Consider the following 19,897-nt stretch of genomic DNA (forward strand, 5'->3'; position numbering starts at 1 on the left):
AATATAATGCCGCAACGACTGCAATGGTTTGAACCCCAGGGCATAATCCAAGATGGCGCTGGGAATTTGGTAGTATCGGGTAGTTGCCGGGGCTGGGGCGCCACCATGGGCGACGCGTTCGTGCTGAAAATGAACACCCAGGCCGATACGGCCTGGGTCCGCACGTTTCAGACCACCGGAACCGACTCCTTTCTCGGCCCCACGCTCAGCACGGATGGCAATTATTTCGTGTACGGGTGGATCAACTTTCAGAACCGGGTGCTCAAGGTTTCGCCGACCGGGGCCGTGCTCTGGAACGTGGCCAGCAACCACAGCAGCGCGTTTCTGGGCAACAACACCGCGCTGCTGGCCGTGGGGGGCGGGGGCTGCTGGGTGTTTTCCAACGGCCCCGACGCCCAGCAGCAGCGCCTAGAAACGCGGGTGCACGCGCTGACGGGGGCGGCGGGCACCGAAACCGCACAATGGCTGTTGCCCCGGTTTCAGTACCCGGTCACGCATGTGGCCACGCTCAACAACGAAATCGTGGTGAGCGGCAGCCAGGAAATGGCCAAGCTCACGCCCCAGGGCGACACCGTATGGACGCGCAGGTTTGCCCGCTCGCGGCCGGGCTGGGCCTGGGTGGCCCGTGCCGTCCAGCCGGACGCGCTGGGCGACTACGCGGTGCTGGCCGAGGCGGGCGGCGGCTCACCGTACAGCTACCAGTTTCAGCTGCTGCGCATCGATTCGCAGCGCGGGCAGGTGCGCAACGACACGCTGCTCTTGCGCCCCACAGGCAACACCTATCCCAAAAGCCTGCTGCTGGCCCCCAACGGGGACTATTTCATCAGCGGCTACACCCCGGTGGGCCCCAGCGGCGGGCCTGATCTGATTGCGGCCCAGTTTCGGCGCTTCAAGCCCCTGCCCACCCGGGCGGCCCAACGGCTGGCCGAGGTACTACAGGTGTACCCCAATCCGGCCGGCGGCGCTGCCGTGCAGGTGCGGTTACCGGACGGGCTGGGCCGGGGTGCCAACCTGGTCATAATCGATGCGCGGGGGCAGACGGCCCGGCGGCAAGCGGTGCCGGCCGGGCAACAGTTGCTTGTGTTGCCGGTGGCCGCGCTATCGGCGGGGCTGTACGTAGTGCGCCTGCAGGCCGCCGATGGGCGCGTCTGGGGCGGCCGTCTGGTGCGCGAGTAAGCTGCCCGGATTCTACACCTCTGACCCCCGAAGCCCCGCCCGATTGTCGGTGCGGGGCTTCGGGCTATACGGCGGGCAAGCAACCCTACCCCGCTCGCGGCCGACGTTGGCGCGCCCGGGGCAGCCAACGTCGGCTGCCGCCGGTGTAGTACCTTTAACGCCGTCCCTGAGTTTTCTTACATGACCCACCCGTTCAAGACGTTTCAAACCTTCGGCCTGGCTGCGGGCCTGTTGTTTAGCGCCGCCCCGGCGGCCGTATTGCTGCCCGCCGCGCCCGCCGTGGCCCAGCAGCGCCAGGCCATTACCCTCGAAGACCTGTGGGTGAAAGGCACTTTCGCCGCTCGCTCGGTGCAGGGCTTCAACTGGATGCGCGACGGCCGCTACTACTCCGCCCTGGAAAAAGGCGAGGTGGTGCAGCACGACGTGACGACCGGCCAGGCCACCCAGACGCTGGTAGCCAGCCAGCAGCTGAAGCCCGTGGGCTCCGATCAGCCCATCAGCGTGGATGGCTACGAGTTCAACGCCGACGAGCAGAAGATGCTCTTCAGCACCGCCACCGAGCCCATCTACCGCCGCTCGACGCGCGCCAACTACTTCGTGTACGACCGCGCCGCCCAGAAGCTGGTGCCGCTGAGCACCGGCGGCAAGCAGAGCTACGCCACCTTCTCGCCCGACGGCCGCCGCGTGGCATTCATGCGCCAGAACAACATGTACGTGGTGGACCTGCAGACCATGCAGGAAACGCCCATCACCACCGACGGGCAGATCAATAAGCTCATCCACGGCGGCGGCGACTGGGTGTACGAAGAGGAATTCGAGGTGTCACGGGCCTTCAAATGGTCGCCCGACTCCAAGCAGCTGGCTTACATCAGCTTCGACGAAAGCCGCGTGCCCGAGTACAACCTGCAGGAGTGGGGCCCGCTCTACCCCAAGGACTACCGCTACAAGTACCCCAAGGCCGGCGAGCCGAACTCCATCGTGACCGTGTCGGTGTACGACGTGGAGGGCAAGCGCACGACCAAGATGGACATTGGTAGCGAGACGGACCAGTACATTCCGCGCATCGAGTGGACGAAGACGCCCGGCCTGCTGAGCATTCAGCGCACCAACCGCCTGCAAAACAAGCTGGAGCTGCTGCACGGCAACACCGCCACCGGCAAAACCGAGGTGGTGTGGACCGACACCGACAAGGCCTACGTGGACGTGACCGACGATTTGCGCTACCTGAAGAACGGCAAGCAGTTCGTGGTGACGTCGGAGCGCGACGGGTACCGCCACATCTACCTCTTCGACATGAAGGGCAAGCTGGTGAAGCAGCTCACCCAGGGCGCGTGGGAAGTGTCGGAGTTTGTGGGCGTGGACGAAGCCAAGGGCCAGGCCTACTACCTCTCGGCCGAAGCTTCGCCGCTGCAGCGCCACCTCTACCGCGTCGACCTGAAGGGCAAAAACAAAACCCGCCTGGGCGAAGCCGGCAACGGCACCGACGTGGTGAACATGAGCCCCGACTTCCGCTACTACCTCAACTACCACTCGGCCGCCAACGAGCCGCAGACGGTGAGCCTGCGCAACGGCCAGGACGGCAAGCTGGTGAAAGTACTCGAAGACAACGCCAAGCTCAAGCAGCGCATGCAGGAGTACGGCTTCGTGCCCCAGGAAACCTTCTCGTTCAAGACCTCGGAGGGCGTCACGCTCAACGGCTGCACCATCAAGCCGGCCAACATGGAAGCCGGCAAGAAGTACCCGGTGCTGACCTTCCTCTACGGCGGCCCCGGCTCGCAGAAAGTGCTCGACAAGTGGAACAGCGTGGATTACTACACCTGGTTCCAGATGCTGGCCCAGCAGGGCTACGTGGTGGCCATCGTGGACAACCGCGGCACCGGTGGGCGCGGCGCGGAGTTCAAGAAGTGCACCTACGCGCAGATGGGCAAGCTCGAAACCATCGACCAGGGCGAGGCTGTGAAGTACCTCGGCGCCCAGCCCTGGGCCGATAAAGGCCGCATCGGCATCTTCGGCTGGAGCTACGGCGGCTACCTGGCGGCCCTGGCCATGACCAAAAACGCCGACCTCTACAAAGCCGGCATTTCGGTGGCCCCGGTCACGAACTGGCGCTACTACGACACCATCTACAGCGAGCGGTACCTGAAAACCCCGCAGGACAATGCCGCCGGCTACGACGACAACTCGCCGGTGCAGTTTGCCAACCTGCTGAAGGGCAAGTACCTGCTGGTGCACGGCACCGGCGACGACAACGTGCACTTCCAGAACTCGGTGGCCTTTACCGACGCGCTGGTGAAGGCCAACAAGGACTTCGAGCAGCTGTACTACCCCAACCGCAACCACGGCATCTACGGGGGCAACACCCGCCTGCACTTGTTCCGGCAGATGACCAACTTCCTGCTGCAGAACCTGTAGGGTTCAGCCGTAGCTGAAAATTACCGGCGCCCCCGGTCCGCAGCGCGCTGCGGACCGGGGGCGCCGCCGTTGGGGGCCGCAGCCCGGCCGAAGGACCTGAAAACTTCAGATGGCCCGCTAAACCTTCCGCGGACCGACCGGAAAACTCCGAACGCTCCACTGAACCTTCCGCGGACCGACCGGAAAACTTCGGTCGGCCCGCTGAACCTTCCGTGGGCCGACCGGAAAACTTCGGCCGGCCCGCGGAACCTGTCGTGGGCCGACCGGAAAACTTCGGACGCTCCACGGACCCTTCCGCGGGCCGACCGGAAAACTTCGGACGGCCCGCGGAAGTATTTTTCGGTCATCCGCAAAAGCCCGGGGCCGTCAGCTGGCTTGCCAGGGCTTTTCAGCCCTGTGGCGGCCGGTATGGGCCATTACGTGCGCCCGTTGCCGAGGGCGCCGCCGGCAAGCCGGACGTTAAGTAATGACAGGTTGCCGGGCCGGGACGCGCGGTTTTCAGCCAAAAAATGCGTCATTGGGTGAATAACTCGGGGCCGAATGCGGAGTAGGGCGGGCGGCGGAGCGTTGTTCCCGGTGGGAGCGAGGCCGGATGGTGACGTAAGAAAATGCGCGGCGCGTCGTTCCTGCGGCGCTGTTTCTGCGTAAAGCCTCGTCGATATGCGCACGTCCCGACTGAATCCTGTGCTGCTGGGCGCACTGCTGCTGGGCGCAGCCGCCTGCCAGCGCGAAACCGCCGCCCGCACCGAAAAGCCGAATCCGGCCACCGAGGTATCCGCTACGGATACTGCCCTGCCCGCTGAGGCCCCCTTGGCCACGCGCCGCGACTGGCACCGCCTCGCCCGGCGCACCAACCCGCACGCCCCGCTGATTCACTACGCCGCCGTGCGCCGCCCGGCCAGCCTGCCCGCGCCCGCGCTGCCCACCGAGGCCCGCCTGCTGGACCTCACGCTCAAGCCCAGCGAGTTTTTTCGCATCGACCCCACCCAGCCCGCCGAAGTGCGCGGCCGTGAGGGCACCGTGGTGCGCCTGCCCGCCGGGGCCCTGCTCGACGCCCGTCAGCAGCCCGCGCAAGGGCCGGTGTGGCTGGAGCTGAAGGAGTGTCTGGCCCTGGCCGACCTGCTGCTCTCCGACCACGTCAGTACCGGCCCCGACGGCACGCCCATGCAGGCCGGCGGCATGCTGCTGGTGCGCGCCGTGACCAGCAAGGGCCAGGCCCTGCACCTGGCGCCCGGCGCCGCCATCGTGCTGAACCTGCCCGCCGAGCTGCACGCCGGCCGCCAGCTCTACCACAGCCCCGACCGCCAGCACTGGGCCGCCCTGCCCGCCGACACCGCCCCCGAAAGCGGCCCCGCGTATGCCCAGGCTTCCTCCACCGCCGGCAGCAGCATCCTCGATACGCCCGCCGAAAGCAGCGCCAACCACAACCCCGCGCCGCTGACCGCCTTGGCTGAACCCGGCCTCGACTGGCTGCGCAGTACCGAGCTGGGCTGGCTGAGCTGCCTGCGCGGCTGGCACCCCGAAGGCGCCGCCCAGCTGCTGGTGCCCACCGAGGCCGATGACCACACCGTCGTGCGCCTGGTGTACCCCGAGGCTGGCGTCATCCTGGCCGGGCAGCCGCAGGCTGCGGGCTACGCCTTCCAGGGGCTGCCCGCCCAGCAGCGGGCCGTGCTGGTGGGCCTGCGCTACGAGGGCGGCAACGCCTTCCTGGCCGTGCAGTCCCTGGCCCCCGGCGACACCGCCGCCCCGCTGGAATTCCGCGAAGTCAGCCTCGCCGACATCGAGCAGCGGCTGCAGGAGCTGCGCTAACCGCCTGAACGGACCCGCCGGCCCGATTCGGGAGGGGCGGCGCTACCTTTGCGGCGGCGCGGCCATCAGCGGCGCCTGCTTATTCCGGGTATGAACTTGTCTTTTCTGGCCACGCGCACGGTGCCGCGCTGGTTCTGGCCCGTGCTGCTGGGGCTTAATTTCCTGGTGCACCTGCCGTTTTTCGGCCTGCCGCCCAAGGGCGCGCACTCCTGGCGGCAGTGCAACACCATGGCCGTGGCCCGCAACCTCTACGAAGAGGGCATGAACCCGCTGCGCCCCCGCGTGGACCGGCGCGGCGCCTCCGACGGCGTAACGGGCATGCAATTCCCGGCCTACGAGTGGGCCGTGGCCGCCGGCTACCAGGTGCTGGGCTTCCACGAAAGCATTCCGCGGGTGGTCAACTGGCTGATTTTCGCCGCCGGCCTGGCCGCCTTCTGCGCCCTGGCCCGGCTGCTGAGCGGCTCGGCCTGGGCGGCGGCCGTGGGCACCTGGGCCCTGGCCTGGAGCCCCGAGCTGTTCTACCACAGCATCAACGCCCTGCCCGACGTGCTGGCCCTTGCGGCTTCCATCGGCGGGCTGTACTACTTCCTGCGCTGGTACCAGGCTGAAGACGCTCAGCCAGGTAGCTACGCGCTGGCTCTGGTGCTGACCACGCTGGCCGGCCTCACCAAGCTGCAGTACCTGGCCATCGGGGCACCCATTGCCGTGCTCATCCTGCGCGACCTGTGGCTGCGCCGCCTGCCGTGGGGGCGCCTGCCCGCGCTGGGCGTTTTCGGCGCCGTGGCCGTAGGAGTGCCGCTGGCCTGGTACGCCCGCGCCGTGCGGCTGATCAAGGCATCGGGCCTGGCTGATTTCGGGCTGGAGCTGCGCCCGGCCGATAGCCTGAGCACCGCCCTGCGCATCCTGCGCGAAAACCTCACCTCCGATTTGCCCGAGCTGCTCGTCGGCTTCCCCGGCTTCGTGCTGCTGCTGCTGGGTCTGGTGGCCCTGGTGCGCGGCGGCTACGTGCGGCGCTTCTGGTTTCTGCCGCTGCTGGCCTGGGCGGCGGTGCTGCTGGCCTATCACCTGATCGAGTTGAGCCAGATGGACGTGCACCAGTACTACATGCTGCCCTACCTGCCCCTGCTGATGCTGACGGTGACCCTGGGCGCCGCCCGGCTGCAACGACAGAAGCGCGGCGCCCTCTGGCTGGCCCTGCTGCTGGGCCTGCAGCCCGTAGCCGCCGCCATCCGCGTGATTCCCAGCCGCTGGGGCGGCGGCCCGCGCGAAATACCCGCCGAGCTGTACTACCCCGAATCCCGCGCCGCCCTGGAAACCGCCGTGCCCAACGACGCGCTCTGCCTCGTCGGCCCCGATATATCCGGCTGCAAGTACTTCTACTTCCTGCACAAGAAAGGCTTCGGCTTCGGCGCGCCTGAGGACCTGTGGAACGCCAAGCCCGACGGCAGCACCCTACTCGACAGCGCCGTGCGCCACGGGGCCCGCTACCTCTACACCAACGACTCCACCGCCCTCGGCAACGCACGGGTGCGGCCGTACCTGGGCCGCGAAATCAAGCAGGTAGGGGAGTTTCGGGTGCTGGAGCTGCGGCGCTAACGGCGCTTAACTGCCCGCTCACAGCTTCACCGTGATGCTCTGCGGCTCGGTGAAGAAGCGCAGCGCCTCTAGGCCGCCTTCGCGTCCCACGCCCGAGCTTTTCATGCCACCGAAGGGCGTGCGCAGGTCGCGGTGCAGCCAGGTATTCACCCACACGATGCCCGATTGCAGCTCGTGGGCCACGCGGTGCGCCCGGTTCAGGTCGCGCGTCCAGATGGTGGCGGCTAGGCCGTACTCGGTGCCGTTGGCCCAGGCCAGCACCTCTTCTTCGGTATCGAAGGGCGTGAGCGTGACGACCGGGCCGAAGATTTCCTCGCGGTTCACGCGGCAGTCGGGGGCCAGGCCCTCAAACACCGTGGGCTGCAGGAAGTAGCCCTCGGCGCAGCGGCCCGGTAGCTGCACCCGCTGCCCGCCGGCCAGCAGCCGGCCGCCTTCCTCGTGAGCCAGCGCGATGTAGCTCAGTACTTTCTGCAAATGCGCCTCGCTCACCAGCGCACCCTGCCGGCTGCCCGCCTCCTGCGGGTCGCCCACGGTGAGCCGGGCCACGCCGGCCAGGAACTGCTCCCGGAACTGCTCGTAAATCGGGCGCTCCACGAAGATGCGCGAGCCGCAGAGGCAGATCTGGCCCTGGTTGGCGAAGGAGCTGCGCAGGCTGGTGCGCACGGCCTCGGCCAGGTCGCAGTCGGCGAAGATGAGGTTGGGGTTCTTGCCGCCCAGCTCCAGCGAGAGTTTCTTGAACATCGGCGCGGCCGTGCGGGCAATATGCTCGCCCGTCTTGGTGCCGCCCGTGAAGCTGATGGCCTTGACGAGCGGGTGCTCGATGATGGGCTGGCCCGCGCCCGGCCCGGTGCCGTGCACTATGTTGAGCACCCCTGCCGGCAGCCCCGCTTCGATGCACAACTCGCTGAGCAAAAAGGCCGTGTAGGGCGTGATTTCCGAGGGTTTGGCCACCACGCAGCAGCCCGCCGCCAGCGCCGGCGCGATTTTCCAGGTAAACAGGTACAGCGGCAGGTTCCAGGGCGAAATGCAGCCCACCACGCCCAGCGGGTGGCGCACGGTGTAGTTCAGCGCCACCCCTTCCTGAAAGTGCGTTTCGGAGGCAAAGTGCTGAGCGGCCGTGCCGAAAAAGGAAAAGTTGCTGGCTGCCCGCGGAATGTCCACCGCGCGCGCCAGGCTCACCGGCTTGCCGTTGTCCTGGCTTTCGGCCTGGGCCAGCCGCTCCAGGTCGCGCTCGATCAGCTCGCTGATGCGCACCAGCAGGCGGCCCCGCTCCTCGGCCGGCAGCCGGCGCCAGGCAGGCAGGGCCGCTTCGGCGGCCTGCACGGCCCGGGCCACGTCGGCGGCGTCCGAATCGGGAATGTGGCTGAATACGTGGCCGGTAGCGGGTTCGATGTTGGGCAGGTAGCGGCCGCTGATGGGGGCAGCCAGCGCGCCGTCAATGTAGTTCTGCAGGTGCAGCATAAAGGGCTCAGGAGGTGGTCAGCAGGCAATGAGCTGCTGCCCGGGCGGGTGGGTGGTAGAATGTAAAGCTACTAGGCCGGGCGGCAGCCGTCCAACCCGGTACCAGAAATCCAACTTTCCGGGAACGTTGCCAGCCGCGTCAGGGTCTGACAAACAGCTGACTTTCGGCGGATAAGAGAGGAAAACCAACCATTCGGATAGTAGTTGCCACAATTAAGTTATATTAGTGGCGCTTCTGGAGCTGATGGACTAGCTTCCGGGAAAATCCACGAACGGGCGCCTGGCCCTTCCCTCCGGGCTTCAGCTTCCGCCGGATATTTTTCCTTGGTCCACCACCCCGAAACGCGCACACCTCTTGTTCCTCCGATCCGCTTCTCCGGCGCCTATGGGCCAACTGTTACTCCGCTGTTTCTGCTTTCTGGGGCTATTGAGCGCCTTGCTGGTAGGCAAGGCCCTGGCTCAAAGCGCTCCAGCGCCATCCGGCAACAACGCCTCGGTGTTTATTACCGCGCACCAAGACGACTGGCAGCTGTTCATGGGCAGCCGCGCCTACGATAACGTGCAGCGCCACCGCAAAGTGGTGTTCATCATCATCACCGCCGGGCAGGGCGACCAACCCGCCGACGCGTACTGGAAGGCCCGCGAGCAGGGCTGCCTGAACTCGGCCCGCACGGCCTGCGACCCAAGCGTAACCACGTTGCCGCAGCCGGTGTATTCCACCGTGACCGTACGCGGCCACGCCATAGCGGCTTCGTATTACCGCAACACGGTGGTGTATTTTCTGCGTCTGCCCGACGGCGGTGGCCGCGGCCTGGGCTTTGACTTCTGCAACTTTCAGACGCTGGCTAAGCTGCGCAACGGGCAGGGCGGCCCCCTCAAAGCGCTGGATGGCAGCACGCAGTACGACTCCTGGAATGACCTGACCACCACCGTGCGCGACATTATTCGCCGCGAAATCCGGCCCGAATGGACGCTGTGGGTGCACAGTCCCAACCCCGATACCCGCGCGAACCGCAATGACCACGCCGACCATATATCGGCTGGCCTGATTACCGGTACCGCTACCCAGGGCATGGACTGCCGCCGGCTGCTCTACTGCGGCTACGACATCCGCAACCGTGCTGTTAACCTAAACGAAGCTCAGAAGGCCAAGCAAACGGCCATGTTTGCCGCCTACTGCCAGGCCATGACGGAGCGCGGGCAGCCCAGCGGCTGGCAGCCCGACCACCTTTGCTGGCTAGGGCGGCAGTACAGCACGCTGGTGCATTCCTGCTCCACACCCAATACTTCCGCCGCTAACGCTGCCCGGCTGCGCACCGACAGCCTGCTGACTTCGCCCGCGCAGGTAATTCTGGGCGTGCCCGCACCCAACCCCTGTATTGCTTCCAGCGTGATGTCGTACGAATTGCCGGTCGATGCTACCGTCAACCTGAGCCTCTACGACATGCAGGGCCGATTGATCAAAACCCTGGTGCAGGCGCAGCAGGGGGCAGGGCACTACGAGGTATGGCTCGATGTCAACCAGTTTCCGGCCACCGGCACGTACCTGTGCCGCTTGCAGGCTGGTGCGGAGCTTCGCTCGCAACGGGTGCTAATCCAGCACTAAGCCGGAGTGCTGCCCAGCGCCTATTTTTGGCGCTTCTTACCTGAGTTCGTTTGTATGCGCGAGTGGTTGCGCCGCAAGCCCGCACCCTGGATGGTGCTGGTGGCGGCGGTAATATGGCAGGGGTTGTTGCTGGGGCGCACGTTTGCCGCGCTGGTCACCGAGCCCAATCAGCACCTGTTCACGGATCAGCACGACGGGGCCAAGAACTACTACACGTTTCAGGCCTACCTGCAGCAGCCCTTTGAGCGCGGCCTGCTGTGGTTCGGGCAGATGAACTACCCCTTCGGCGACTATATCTTCTACACCGACAACTCGCCCTTGCTGGCCGTCGGCACGAAGCTGTTTTCGCGCTACGTATACGACCTCACCCCGCGCGGCCTCGACGTGTACAACGGCCTGCTGGTGAGCATGCTGCTGCTGAGCACAGTGCTGCTGCTGAGCATTCTGCGCCGGCTGCTGCACTCCTGGGTGCTGGTGCTGACGCTGAGCGTGCTGCTGCCCTGGCTGAGCCCGCAGCTGGAGCGCCTGACGGTGGGCCACCTGAACCTCTCGCTGAGCTGGGTGGTGTTGCTGGGCATCTGGGGCCTGCTGCGCCTCTACGAGCACGGCGAGAAAGGTCGCCCGCTCGGCGCGACGGTGCCGCTGGTGGTGGCGGGCCAGACAGCCGCGGCGTTTCTGCACCTGTATTACCTGCCCATCGTGGGCCTGTGCGTGGGCAGCTTCCTGGCGTTCTGGCTGCTGAGCAGCGGGCGGTGGCGGCAGCCGCGGCTGGTGCTGACCGGCGCGGCCATGGCGCTGCTGCCGCTGCTCCTCAGCTTCGCGGTGCTGCGCGGACTCGATGGCTACTACGCCCAGCGCGCCGCCCTGCCCAAGCAGAATAGCTACGACGCGCCGCCGCTGAAGCTGGCGCCGGCCGCGCTGGTACACCCCTATGAGTACAACCGCCAGCATTTCCTGCTGGAATCATCCACCCGGCCCTACGACGAATCGACGGCCTACCTGGGCTTGTTCGCGCTCTGGGGCTTGCTGCTGGTAGCGGGGCTGTACCTGCTGCGTCGGCCGCAGTGGCAGGCCTGGTGGCGCGGCTGGCGGCTGACCACTGAGGCCCGCTTTGCCCTGCTGCTGCTGGCCGCCGCCACGGTGGGCCTGCTGGCGGCCCTGGGCACCCGCATCAGCCTCAACCCCGACGGTATGCTGGTGCTGAACAACTACCTGAGCGTGTTCTATCACCTCGACCGGCTGGTGCCCAAGGCCACGCAGTTCCGGGCGGTGGCGCGCTTCAGCTGGCCGTTTTTCTGGGCCCTGCACCTGCTGCTGCTCGTCGGGCTCGACTACTGGCTGCGCACCGGGCGCAGTACCTGGCGCTGGGCCGCGGTGCCCGCGCTGGTGCTACTGGCCTGGCTCGATACCCGCGACGCACTCAAGCACTACCGACACGCCTACGTGCCCAACACCATCAGCAACCCGCAGTTTCAGCCCGAACTGACGCAAATGCTCCGGCAGGTGAACCCCGCTGAGTACCAGGCCATCCTGCCGATTCCGTACTTCCATGTGGGCAGCGAGGGCGAGGGACTGACCATCGACGACGCCGACGCGCAGAGCCGGCACGCGTTTCACCTGTCGCTGCGCACGGGGCTGCCGCTGCTGGCCAGTAAGATGTCGCGCACCCCGCCCGAGCACGCCCGGCAGCTGCTGAGTTTGCTGCAGCCCGGCGGCCCGGTGCCCGCGCTCCGGGCCCGGCTGGCGGGCCGGCCCATCCTGGTGCTCTACGACGACGCCTTTTACCGCGGCGACTCGACCTTGGCCGTCAATCAGCCCGGCCCGGAGCCGCGCCGCATCGTGCGCGACGGGGCCGCTTTCATCGCGCGGCACCACATGCCGTTGCTGGCGCAGGCAGGTACCTTACGGCTGTACCGCTGGGAGTTGGAATAGGGGAGGAGCGCCCATTTTCGGCGGGCAACCAGGACCGAGCTGGGCTGCCTAGCGCCGCAGCAGGCGCAGCAGATTACGACTTTCGGTGAGCAGCACGCGCATGTTGAGCGGGGAGAGGACCACACCGGGTTTCAAGGCGACGGGCACCGGCTCGGTGCGCACGGAGGGCTGGCGCGAGGCCAGCAGCAGCAGCTCCAGATCGAAGAGGTAGCGGTCGGTGGTGGTTTGCAGAAACAACGCGCGGCCCTTGGCATTGAAGCCCTTCAGCCCGCACTGGGTGTCGTCGATGGGCAGGCGCAGCAGGGTGCGGGTGAGGCGGCGCAGCAGGCGCGACACCCGGCGGCGGGCGGCGGGCACCTGGGCGTAGTAGGCATCGTCGCGCACGCCCACGGCCAGGTCGCAGCGCTGGCTGTGCAGGGCCTGGTAGAGCGTGGCCATGCTGGTTTCCTCGTAGGGAAAGTCGATGTCGGTGAAGAGGCACAGCGCCTCCTGCACCTGCTGCACGCCGGTGCGCAGGGCGTGGCCTTTGCCACGGTTGACGGCGTAGCTGAGGTAGGTAAACGCTTCGGCGGGCAGCACCTCGCGCAGCAGTTGCAGGTCCGCCTCACTCACGCCCCGCGTCGAGCCGTCGTTGACCAGGTACAAATGCACCGGAGTGTCCGGCGGCAGCGTTTGCTGCAGACGCTGCAGGCTGCGCAGCACGTTTTCTGCCCATTGGGCCGGCGGGTTGTAGCAGGGCAGAACGAGGGCAAGCGCAGCGGGCATGGGCGGGCAGGAGGGGGCGTGCGGGGCAAAATCAGCCGGCAGGTGCTGCCCGCTAAGTAGTTGGTGCGAAAAATGGCTTGGTCTGATCCGGCCGTTTCAGGGGGAGCGGCCGGGACCAGCGCAGGCGCGGCAACGCCTACGGAACCTCAAAACTACGGAATCGGCGCGGGCCGCTTCCGAGGCAGCCCGCATCCGGAAGTATCTTTAAGCCCCGGACTTGTCGGAATACCTCCGGCCGGGCCTGATACCGTACCTATGAAGCCATTACGCTGGCGCGAGCTGCTGCTGAGTCTGCTATTCTACGCCGTTCTGTTTGTGCTGTTCAGCTGGCCGCTGGCCGCGCACTTCAGCACCGCCTACCTGGGCCGTCCCGGCAACGACGCCAACCAGTACGTGTGGAACGCCTACAACTTCCACCGGCAGGTGCTGGCGGGCCACAATCCGTTCTTCACCGACCTGCTGCTCTACCCGCGCGGCACTTCGCTGGTGATGCACACTTACACGCCCGTCATCGGCCTGCTCAACGTGCCGCTCGGCCACGAAATCCTGGCCGTCAACGTGGCGCTATTGCTGAGCTTCACCCTCTCGGGCGTGGGCGCCTACCGCCTCTGCCGCCGCTGGGTCGACAACCCGGTGCTGTGCCTGCTGGCGGGCGTGCTCTTCGCGTTTTCGGGCTACAAGCTGGCCCACCTGCCCGACCACTACCACCTGCTGCTCACCGCGCCGGCGCCGTTCTACCTCTACGCCTTCCTCGAAGCCTTCCGCTTCCGCGAGGGCCGCTTCGTGCCGCAGGTGCGCCGCTGGGGGCAGGTCGGGCTGTGCGCCGCGCTGGGCATCATCACCCTGCTGAGCGACTATTACACCCTGTTCGGGCTGCTGTACTTCTCGTTGGGCTACGCGCTGTACTACCGGCTGCGCCTAGGCAGCATCAACTGGCGCCGGCCGCGTCCCTGGATTATCCTGGTCGTGGTGCTGGTGGTCTGCCACATCGGCTCCCGGATGCTGAAGCTGGCCGGCGTGCCCGACAACAGCGGCTTCTGGTGGGGCGGCGACCTGGCCGGCTACCTGCTGCCGCCCCCGCACAGCCGCTGGCTGAGCACCGCCGCTACGGAGCGCCTGCTCAACAGCGGCATGTTCAATGCCCCCGGCTCGGTCGAAAACATCATGTTCCTGGGCTACGTGCTGCCGCTGCTGGCCCTGTTCACGCTCGTCGGGCTGCGGGGTTATTCGGTGCTGCGCCACGACGAGGACCGCGGCGGCCGGGCCCTGCCCTGGCTGGCGCTGCTGTTCTTCATGCTGACGCTGCCGGCCGTGCGGGTGTTCGGCAAGGAGGTGCTGCGCCTGCCCACCGGCCTGCTGCACTACGTGCCGTTCTTCAACAACATCCGCTGCCCCACGCGCCACGTGGCCTACCTTTCGCTGCTGCTGCCCATCGTGGTATTTGCCGCCCTCGACCCCTGGCTGCGCGCCCGCCTGCGCCCGGCGGCCCGGCTGGGCGTATCGGTGGGGCTGCTGGGGCTGGTGCTGCTGGAGCTGCAGCCCAAGGCCCAGCCCCTGCTGAAGCTCGCCGACGTGCCCGCCGCTTACCTGGCCGCCGCGCAGCTGCCCGGCGACGTGCTGTTCCCCGTGCCCTTCGGCCTGCTCGACGGCTACCGCAAAGTGGGCCAGATGGACGGCGACGACCTGTTCTACCAGACGCGCCACCACAAAAAGCTGCCCGGCGCTTACATCTCACGCGTGCCCGCCGAGGTGTTTGCCAGCTTCGACCAGGACTCGGTAATGCACACCCTGCTGACCCTGCAGGAGCACCCCGATACCACCCTGCAACACCCTTCAGCCGCCGCCGTGCGTGAGTTTCTGCGCGTGTACCACCCGGCTGCTTTCATCGTGGCGCCGCAATTCCGGGGCTCGGCGGTGCATCGGTACCTGCAGGAAGCTATGCCCGCGCAGGGTTACCGCGAAGAGCAAATCGGCGAGTACGTGCTGCTGCGCAAAATGTAGCGCGAACTTTCAGTTCGCGTTTTCCGGCACGACTGACGTTCGAGTGATTATCGTGCTGAGCTACGCAAACTGAAAGTTCGCGCTACATCCTGCGCGTCGCGCTACAGCTTGAAGGGCAGCACCTCATCGGGCTGGGCCGGCGGGCGGGTGCGCTCCAGCACCAGCAGCTGGTCGTCCTCGTAGCGCACGCGGAAGTCGCCGCGGGTGCGCAGTAGCTGCTGGGCCTGCAAGTAGCCTTCGGGCGACAGGGGCCAGGGCAGCTTGTCGGTTTTGAGCAGGGCCACCAGCTGAGCGTCGCGCAGCACCGGGAAGTGGTAGAGCTTGTCGCGGTTGACCAGCCAGGGCGCCAGATTGGCCTGCGCGCTCAGCGGCACCTCGGCGGGCAGCTCGTCCAGGGCGCGGCGCAGGCGGCGCACGTCGAGGCCCTGGGTGGAACGGTAGTGCTTGGCCAGCAGGAAGTTGGTGGTTTCGCGCTGGTACCACTTGCTCTGGCGCGTGTACAGCGTGACGACGGTAGCCAGCGCGGCCAGCGCCAGCGAGGCGGCGTAGTAGCGCTGGCGCGGCGGGCCCTGGCGCAGCTGCAGGCCCAGCTCCGTGACGGCCAGGGCCAGCACCGGCGCAAACTCGATGGAATACTGCGCGTTGATGCCCCACAGACCGAAGTCGTTGGCCAGCAGCTTCTGGGCCAGGATGGGCGCCAGCATCAGCGCGTACCAGGGGCGCAACGCCAGGGCCAGCCCGCCCGAAAGCAGCAGCACGGCCCACAGCTCAGCCTTGATGTAGTTATAGTTCGGATCAGCCGTAATGTTCTCGAACAGGCACTGCCAGAGCAGCCTGGGGTGGGTGGCCACGTTCAGTACGGCCGCTTCCAACGAGCCGCCCAGGTGCTGGTAGCGCTGAATCTGCGTCAGCTGCTGGTGCGTGACCGACAGCCCGGGCATGACTACTTTGGTAATCACCGCGAAGTAGATGAGGGCCACCACGGCGCCCAGCACCGCTGCCAGCAGCAGCGGGCGGGTGCGCCAGTGCTTCCAGGCCAGGCCCAGCATGATGGTGGCGGCCCACAGCGCCAGGTTTTCCTTGCTCACCAGCAGCAGCGCGAAGGCCAGCAGGGCCCGGCCCCAGCGGCGCTGCTCAAACCAATGCACCAGCCACGGCACGGCCATGGCGCCCACCACGTTGTCGTGGTAGTCGTAGCCCAGGGCCGAGTAGATGCCCCAGCTGCTGAAGAACAGGGCCATCAGCACGTTGGCCTGACCGTAGCTGGCGCCGCGGGCGCGGGCGAAGACGTGCACGCCCCAGCCGCCCCAGAGCACGGCCGCAATCTGCACCACCAGCAGCGTCCAGGAGCCCAGCAGCCAGTACAGCGGCGACACAAGCAGCGGCACCAGCGCGAAGTGCAGGTTGGAGGAGAGGAAGTTGGTGGCCGGCGTGTCGAGCAGCTCCGTGACGTAGTGCGCGCGCAGGTGGGCGTAGCTGCGCAGCGCGTGGGTGGCAATGCCCAGGTCGAAGGCCGCCGTACGCATCAGGTAATGATTCACCAGCGACACCAGGGCGTAGATGAGCCCGAAGCCGAGCAGCAGCCCCCGGGCCCAGTTGCGCTGCCGGGCCGTGCCCGGTTCCGCCTTCGTCAGCGTGCTGTGCCGATTCACCGGGTTGTGCGTTTAACCGCGGCCGACGGGTGCCGGCTCGCTGATGTTGGTGTCCGAAATGATGTAGAGCGGGCGTTGGCGTACGTTGGCGCTCAGGCGGGCCAGGTACTCGCCGATGATGCCCACGGCAATCAGCTGCACGCCCCCCAAAAACAGGATGCTTACCATCAGCGAAGCCCAGCCCGGCTGGTAGTTGCGGGTGACGAACCGCTCGAACAAGGTATACAGCAGCACCAGGAAGGCAATGCCCGTAGCGCCAAAGCCCATGAGCGTGGCCGCCTTCAGCGGCACGTCGCTGAAGGCGGTGATGCCGTCCAGCGCCAGCTTGATCATCTTGCGATAAGTGTAGCCGGTTTCGCCGCCGGCGCGCTGGGCGCGGTCGTACTCCACGTAGGTCTGCCGGTAGCCGATCCACGAAATCTGCCCGCGCAGAAACTTGTTCTGCTCCGGCATCTGCTTGAGCGCCTGCACCACCTTGCGCGAAATGATGCGAAAGTCGCCCGTGTCGACGGGGATGGAGACATTGGTGATTTTGGCCAGGATGCGGTAGAACATCTTGGCCGTGAACAGCTTCATGGCACTTTCGCCCTCGCGGCGGCGACGTTTGGCGTACACCACCTCGTAGCCCTCGCGCATCTTGCGGTAGAGCTCCGGAATCAGCTCCGGCGGGTCCTGCAGGTCGGCATCGATGATGGCCACGGCCTGGCCCTGCGAGAGGTCGAGGCCGGCCGTTACGGCAATCTGGTGGCCGAAGTTGCGGCTGAAGTTGATGTAGCGCACGTCCGGGTGCCGCGCGGCCAGGTCCAGAATCAGCGGCAGGGAGCTGTCGCGTGAGCCGTCGTTGATAAAAATGAACTCACACTGGATGCCCATGGGGTCGATGACCCCGCGCAGGCGCTGGTAGAGCGTCGAAATGTTGGCTTCCTCGTTGTAGATGGGAATGATGACGGAGAGGTCCACGGGTGGCGAAGAAGTTAGGTCAAGAATGGAGCAGCAAGCAACGCAGGATGCTTCAACGGGCGGAGTTCAGCGGGAAATTATTTTTCAACCAGACCGCCCCGTGATGATGAAAGACGTCGGTGCCGGCCGGGCGAATCAGCAGCTCGTCGGCGGCTAGGTCGGGGTTGTCGACAAGCAGTTGCAAGCGGCGCGTATCGGGCCGCACGTGCACGGGTACTGCCACCCGAACCCAGCCATGATAAATATCAGTGCTAAGCGCATTATTGACGTAGGTGTGTTCCTGTTGTTGGCCCTGGCCATCGAAGGTCTTGGCCTGGAAGTTTCCGAGGCCATGCGCCCGGGTAGCCTGGATCCAGATGGAAGCTTCGTACCGGCCGGTGTCGGCGGGTGCAGCTCCTTCGTAAACGGTCGTAAAGAAGCTGTCGTAGGGCCGGCCGGCGGCTACCAGCGCACCCCGACCAAAAAGCCCCGGGTTGGCTGGCAGGCTGTCGAACGATTGATATAGGGCGGTGCCGCTACCATTGAGCCACAACAGGCTATCGGCAGAACGGCGCATGCTGCCTTTGGCAGCGGCTAGTTGGCGCAGGGCCCGGGCCGGTTCGCTGCTTACCAAGCTGTCGGCCGGCAATTCGTAGAGGTTGGCCACCCAGCCTTCCCCCAGCAGCTTGGCGCGCTGCAACAGGCTCTGTTCGTTGGGCGTCAGCCAGGCACCACGTAGCACCAACAACAGAAACGGCTTGCGCGAAGGTAGCTGAGCGGCTAGTGAGCGGGGCAACAGCGGATTGGCCAGGAGCTGAGCCAGGTTCAGCGTTTCCCCTACCGACGTACGCGTCATCATCACGGCCGCCTGGGGTAGGCCCGTATTCATCATGACCCGACTGCTTTGCCGCAGGACTTCGCCGTGCGCTTCGATAGCCAGTTTATCGGTGCCTACGCAGTACCAAGGCAGCGGCAGGACTGCCTGAAAATCAGTCGGCTGCCGGCCAAAGTAATTCAGCAGGCGCAGGTATTCATCGGCTGTATATTCCCGGGCAGTAGTTTGTTGGGCTAGGGTGTCGCGCACCGGGCGCACGTTTTCCCACGCCTCGGAGGTCCATATCAGCCCCGACAAAGCCAGCAAAGCGGCCCCGGCCCAGGTGTGGTGCCGCCAAGCCAGGCAGCGGTACAGCTGGTATAGGTAGTACACCGCGTAAACGGTGTACACGTAATAAAACAGCCATGCCATGCGGCCCAGGGCCCGGAATTGCTTGACCGGGCCGATAAGTAAGGCTTCGCCACCGGGTAGAATAAAGGGAAAAGACATAGCTAGCAGCAACGCCAAAACACCCGCTACCAACGCAGTGCGCAAGGGGCGGGGTAGCATGGGGCGCCGCAACTGTTGCCACTGGCCGCGCATCAGGCGCTGGCCAAAACGCCACATCGAGAACAGCAGCACCAGCACCCCGGGAATGCCTACGTAGGCAAAGCCTTCCCAGGGACCTAATTTCCAGTCGTGGATGGCGGCTATTTGGTTGTGCCAGAAGCCCTGGGAGGGCAGAAATATACTGCTCGGCCGGGAGGTATAAACAAACGTACCGTACGGATTCAGGGGGCGGTCCGCCACGTGGTCCGTAAGCGCCAGCCAAATGCGGAATGCTCCTAGTGGTACTACGGCACCTATGAGCAGCGGTAGCAGCCGGGCGCGAACCGTGCGCAGCGGGTCCTGCAACAGCAGGGCCAGCGCGCTGCCACCGGCCAGTACACCGCTTATCAATAAAAAATAAGTGTGCATCAGGGCGGCCCCAACGGCCACCAGCACGTACGCCAGCGGCCAGCGCCACTGTCTCGGCTGTTCCAGCATGCGCATCAGCCCGTACCAGAGCGCCGGCACTACCAGCGGCGCAAACAGGCTCGGATGGGTAGTGAGGCGCCCTTGCTGGGGCGAAAGGTATACCAGCACCAAAGCCGCCGGAATGGCCACCCAGGCCGGCAGCCCCAAGCGGCGGAGCACCGCAAAAAGCACAAGCGGCGCCCCGATCAGCGTCAGCAGCAGGGCCAGGTTCATGCCCGCAATGATGGCGGCGGGGCTCATCGGCACAAGCAGATAAATGCCCCGCAGCAGCAAGGCCACCAGCGGAATCAGGTCGTAATAATTGATATGCTCCCCGTAGGGATAAAGCATGGCATTACTGTAGTTGCCCCCGCCGTGCTGCACGTAGTACACCAGGCTGTATACCGTCTTAATAGCGTCTCCATTGACATTGACCACGCGGGTATTGATGGGCAGCAACGGCGTATAGCATAGGCACGCAACAAGCGCAGACAGCAGAAGGGTGATGCCGTGAGGCAACCAGCGCCGATAGGGGGAGGGAGTCGCTAGCAACAAAAGAAGACGGGCAAGTAGGTAAACGGATGTTGGACGCAGGCTCGAAACGTGCGAAGATAAGGACCAGTAGGGTACGTTCTTGCGGAGCGGATGCAGAACAGGTAGTCGGGGAACCAGTGTGCCGGCAGGTCCAGAAGTTGCTGGCGGGCTCCCGGCTGGCAA

Annotated in this window: 12 protein-coding genes; 7 read left to right on the forward strand and 5 right to left on the reverse strand. The window is 66.0% G+C overall.

Annotated features, from left to right (window positions below; translation table 11 throughout):
- Positions 1-105 precede the first annotated feature (105 nt).
- The 4 genes from FDY95_RS05515 (at position 106) to FDY95_RS05530 (ending at position 6,993) form a co-directional block, all read left to right on the forward strand.
- Complete coding sequence (locus FDY95_RS05515; protein ID WP_171025539.1) at positions 106-1,176, forward strand: T9SS type A sorting domain-containing protein; 1,071 nt, start codon at positions 106-108, stop codon at positions 1,174-1,176.
- Between the two features lie 180 nt (positions 1,177-1,356).
- A complete protein-coding gene (locus FDY95_RS05520; protein ID WP_138075743.1) occupies positions 1,357-3,588 on the forward strand; it encodes a S9 family peptidase in 2,232 nt (743 codons plus the stop codon).
- Positions 3,589-4,248: 660 nt separating this feature from the next.
- The gene (locus FDY95_RS05525) at positions 4,249-5,397 is read left to right on the forward strand and encodes a hypothetical protein (RefSeq protein ID WP_138075745.1); all 1,149 of its coding nucleotides are present in this window, start codon (positions 4,249-4,251) and stop codon (positions 5,395-5,397) included.
- Positions 5,398-5,487: 90 nt separating this feature from the next.
- Positions 5,488-6,993 (forward strand): ArnT family glycosyltransferase, encoded by a 1,506-nt coding sequence (locus FDY95_RS05530; protein ID WP_138075747.1) that lies wholly within the window; start codon positions 5,488-5,490, stop codon positions 6,991-6,993.
- Between the two features lie 18 nt (positions 6,994-7,011).
- Here FDY95_RS05530 and FDY95_RS05535 read toward each other — a convergent pair whose 3' ends face one another.
- Entirely contained in the window at positions 7,012-8,454 is a 1,443-nt protein-coding gene (locus FDY95_RS05535; protein ID WP_138075749.1) for an aldehyde dehydrogenase, read from the reverse strand.
- A gap of 385 nt (positions 8,455-8,839) precedes the next feature.
- Between FDY95_RS05535 and FDY95_RS05540 the strand changes: the two genes are divergently transcribed.
- Together FDY95_RS05540 and FDY95_RS05545 are read left to right on the forward strand one after the other, a co-directional pair.
- On the forward strand, positions 8,840-10,060 hold the full coding sequence (locus tag FDY95_RS05540) for a PIG-L family deacetylase (protein ID WP_138075751.1): 1,221 nt from the start codon (positions 8,840-8,842) through the stop codon (positions 10,058-10,060).
- Positions 10,061-10,114: 54 nt separating this feature from the next.
- The gene (locus FDY95_RS05545) at positions 10,115-11,992 is read left to right on the forward strand and encodes a hypothetical protein (protein ID WP_138075753.1); all 1,878 of its coding nucleotides are present in this window, start codon (positions 10,115-10,117) and stop codon (positions 11,990-11,992) included.
- Positions 11,993-12,040: 48 nt separating this feature from the next.
- Here the strand turns inward: FDY95_RS05545 and FDY95_RS05550 are convergent, their stop codons facing one another.
- Positions 12,041-12,757, reverse strand: coding sequence for a glycosyltransferase (locus FDY95_RS05550; RefSeq protein ID WP_138075755.1), 717 nt, complete (start codon positions 12,755-12,757; stop codon positions 12,041-12,043).
- 255 nt (positions 12,758-13,012) lie between these two features.
- Here FDY95_RS05550 and FDY95_RS05555 point away from each other — a divergent pair, with 255 nt between their 5' ends.
- A complete protein-coding gene (locus tag FDY95_RS05555) occupies positions 13,013-14,758 on the forward strand; it encodes a hypothetical protein (protein WP_138075756.1) in 1,746 nt (581 codons plus the stop codon).
- Positions 14,759-14,859: 101 nt separating this feature from the next.
- Here the strand turns inward: FDY95_RS05555 and FDY95_RS05560 are convergent, their stop codons facing one another.
- The 3 genes from FDY95_RS05560 to FDY95_RS05570 are packed head-to-tail and all read right to left on the reverse strand — an operon-like array spanning position 14,860 to position 19,897.
- On the reverse strand, positions 14,860-16,410 hold the full coding sequence (locus FDY95_RS05560) for a DUF2079 domain-containing protein (RefSeq protein WP_138075757.1): 1,551 nt from the start codon (positions 16,408-16,410) through the stop codon (positions 14,860-14,862).
- Positions 16,411-16,422: 12 nt separating this feature from the next.
- Positions 16,423-17,370 carry a glycosyltransferase family 2 protein gene (locus FDY95_RS05565; protein ID WP_138075758.1) on the reverse strand — a complete coding sequence of 316 codons (948 nt, stop codon included), beginning with the start codon at positions 17,368-17,370 and terminating at the stop codon, positions 16,423-16,425.
- A gap of 52 nt (positions 17,371-17,422) precedes the next feature.
- Positions 17,423-19,897, reverse strand: a complete 2,475-nt coding sequence (locus FDY95_RS05570) for a hypothetical protein (RefSeq protein ID WP_138075759.1) — start codon at positions 19,895-19,897, stop codon at positions 17,423-17,425.

This window comes from Hymenobacter jeollabukensis (genome assembly GCF_005771675.1).
Classification (GTDB): Bacteria; Bacteroidota; Bacteroidia; order Cytophagales; family Hymenobacteraceae; genus Solirubrum; species Solirubrum jeollabukense.

Excerpts from the sequence above, each read along its gene's own strand:
- FDY95_RS05525 (WP_138075745.1), top strand. The coding sequence starts at position 4,249 with ATGCGCACGTCCCGACTGAATCCTGTGCTGCTGGGCGCACTGCTGCTG.
- FDY95_RS05545 (WP_138075753.1), top strand. The coding sequence starts at position 10,115 with ATGCGCGAGTGGTTGCGCCGCAAGCCCGCACCCTGGATGGTGCTGGTG.
- FDY95_RS05540 (WP_138075751.1), top strand. The coding sequence starts at position 8,840 with ATGGGCCAACTGTTACTCCGCTGTTTCTGCTTTCTGGGGCTATTGAGC.
- FDY95_RS05555 (WP_138075756.1), top strand. The coding sequence starts at position 13,013 with ATGAAGCCATTACGCTGGCGCGAGCTGCTGCTGAGTCTGCTATTCTAC.
- FDY95_RS05515 (WP_171025539.1), top strand. The coding sequence starts at position 106 with ATGGGCGACGCGTTCGTGCTGAAAATGAACACCCAGGCCGATACGGCC.
- FDY95_RS05535 (WP_138075749.1), bottom strand. The coding sequence starts at position 8,454 with ATGCTGCACCTGCAGAACTACATTGACGGCGCGCTGGCTGCCCCCATC.
- FDY95_RS05530 (WP_138075747.1), top strand. The coding sequence starts at position 5,488 with ATGAACTTGTCTTTTCTGGCCACGCGCACGGTGCCGCGCTGGTTCTGG.
- FDY95_RS05520 (WP_138075743.1), top strand. The coding sequence starts at position 1,357 with ATGACCCACCCGTTCAAGACGTTTCAAACCTTCGGCCTGGCTGCGGGC.
- FDY95_RS05550 (WP_138075755.1), bottom strand. The coding sequence starts at position 12,757 with ATGCCCGCTGCGCTTGCCCTCGTTCTGCCCTGCTACAACCCGCCGGCC.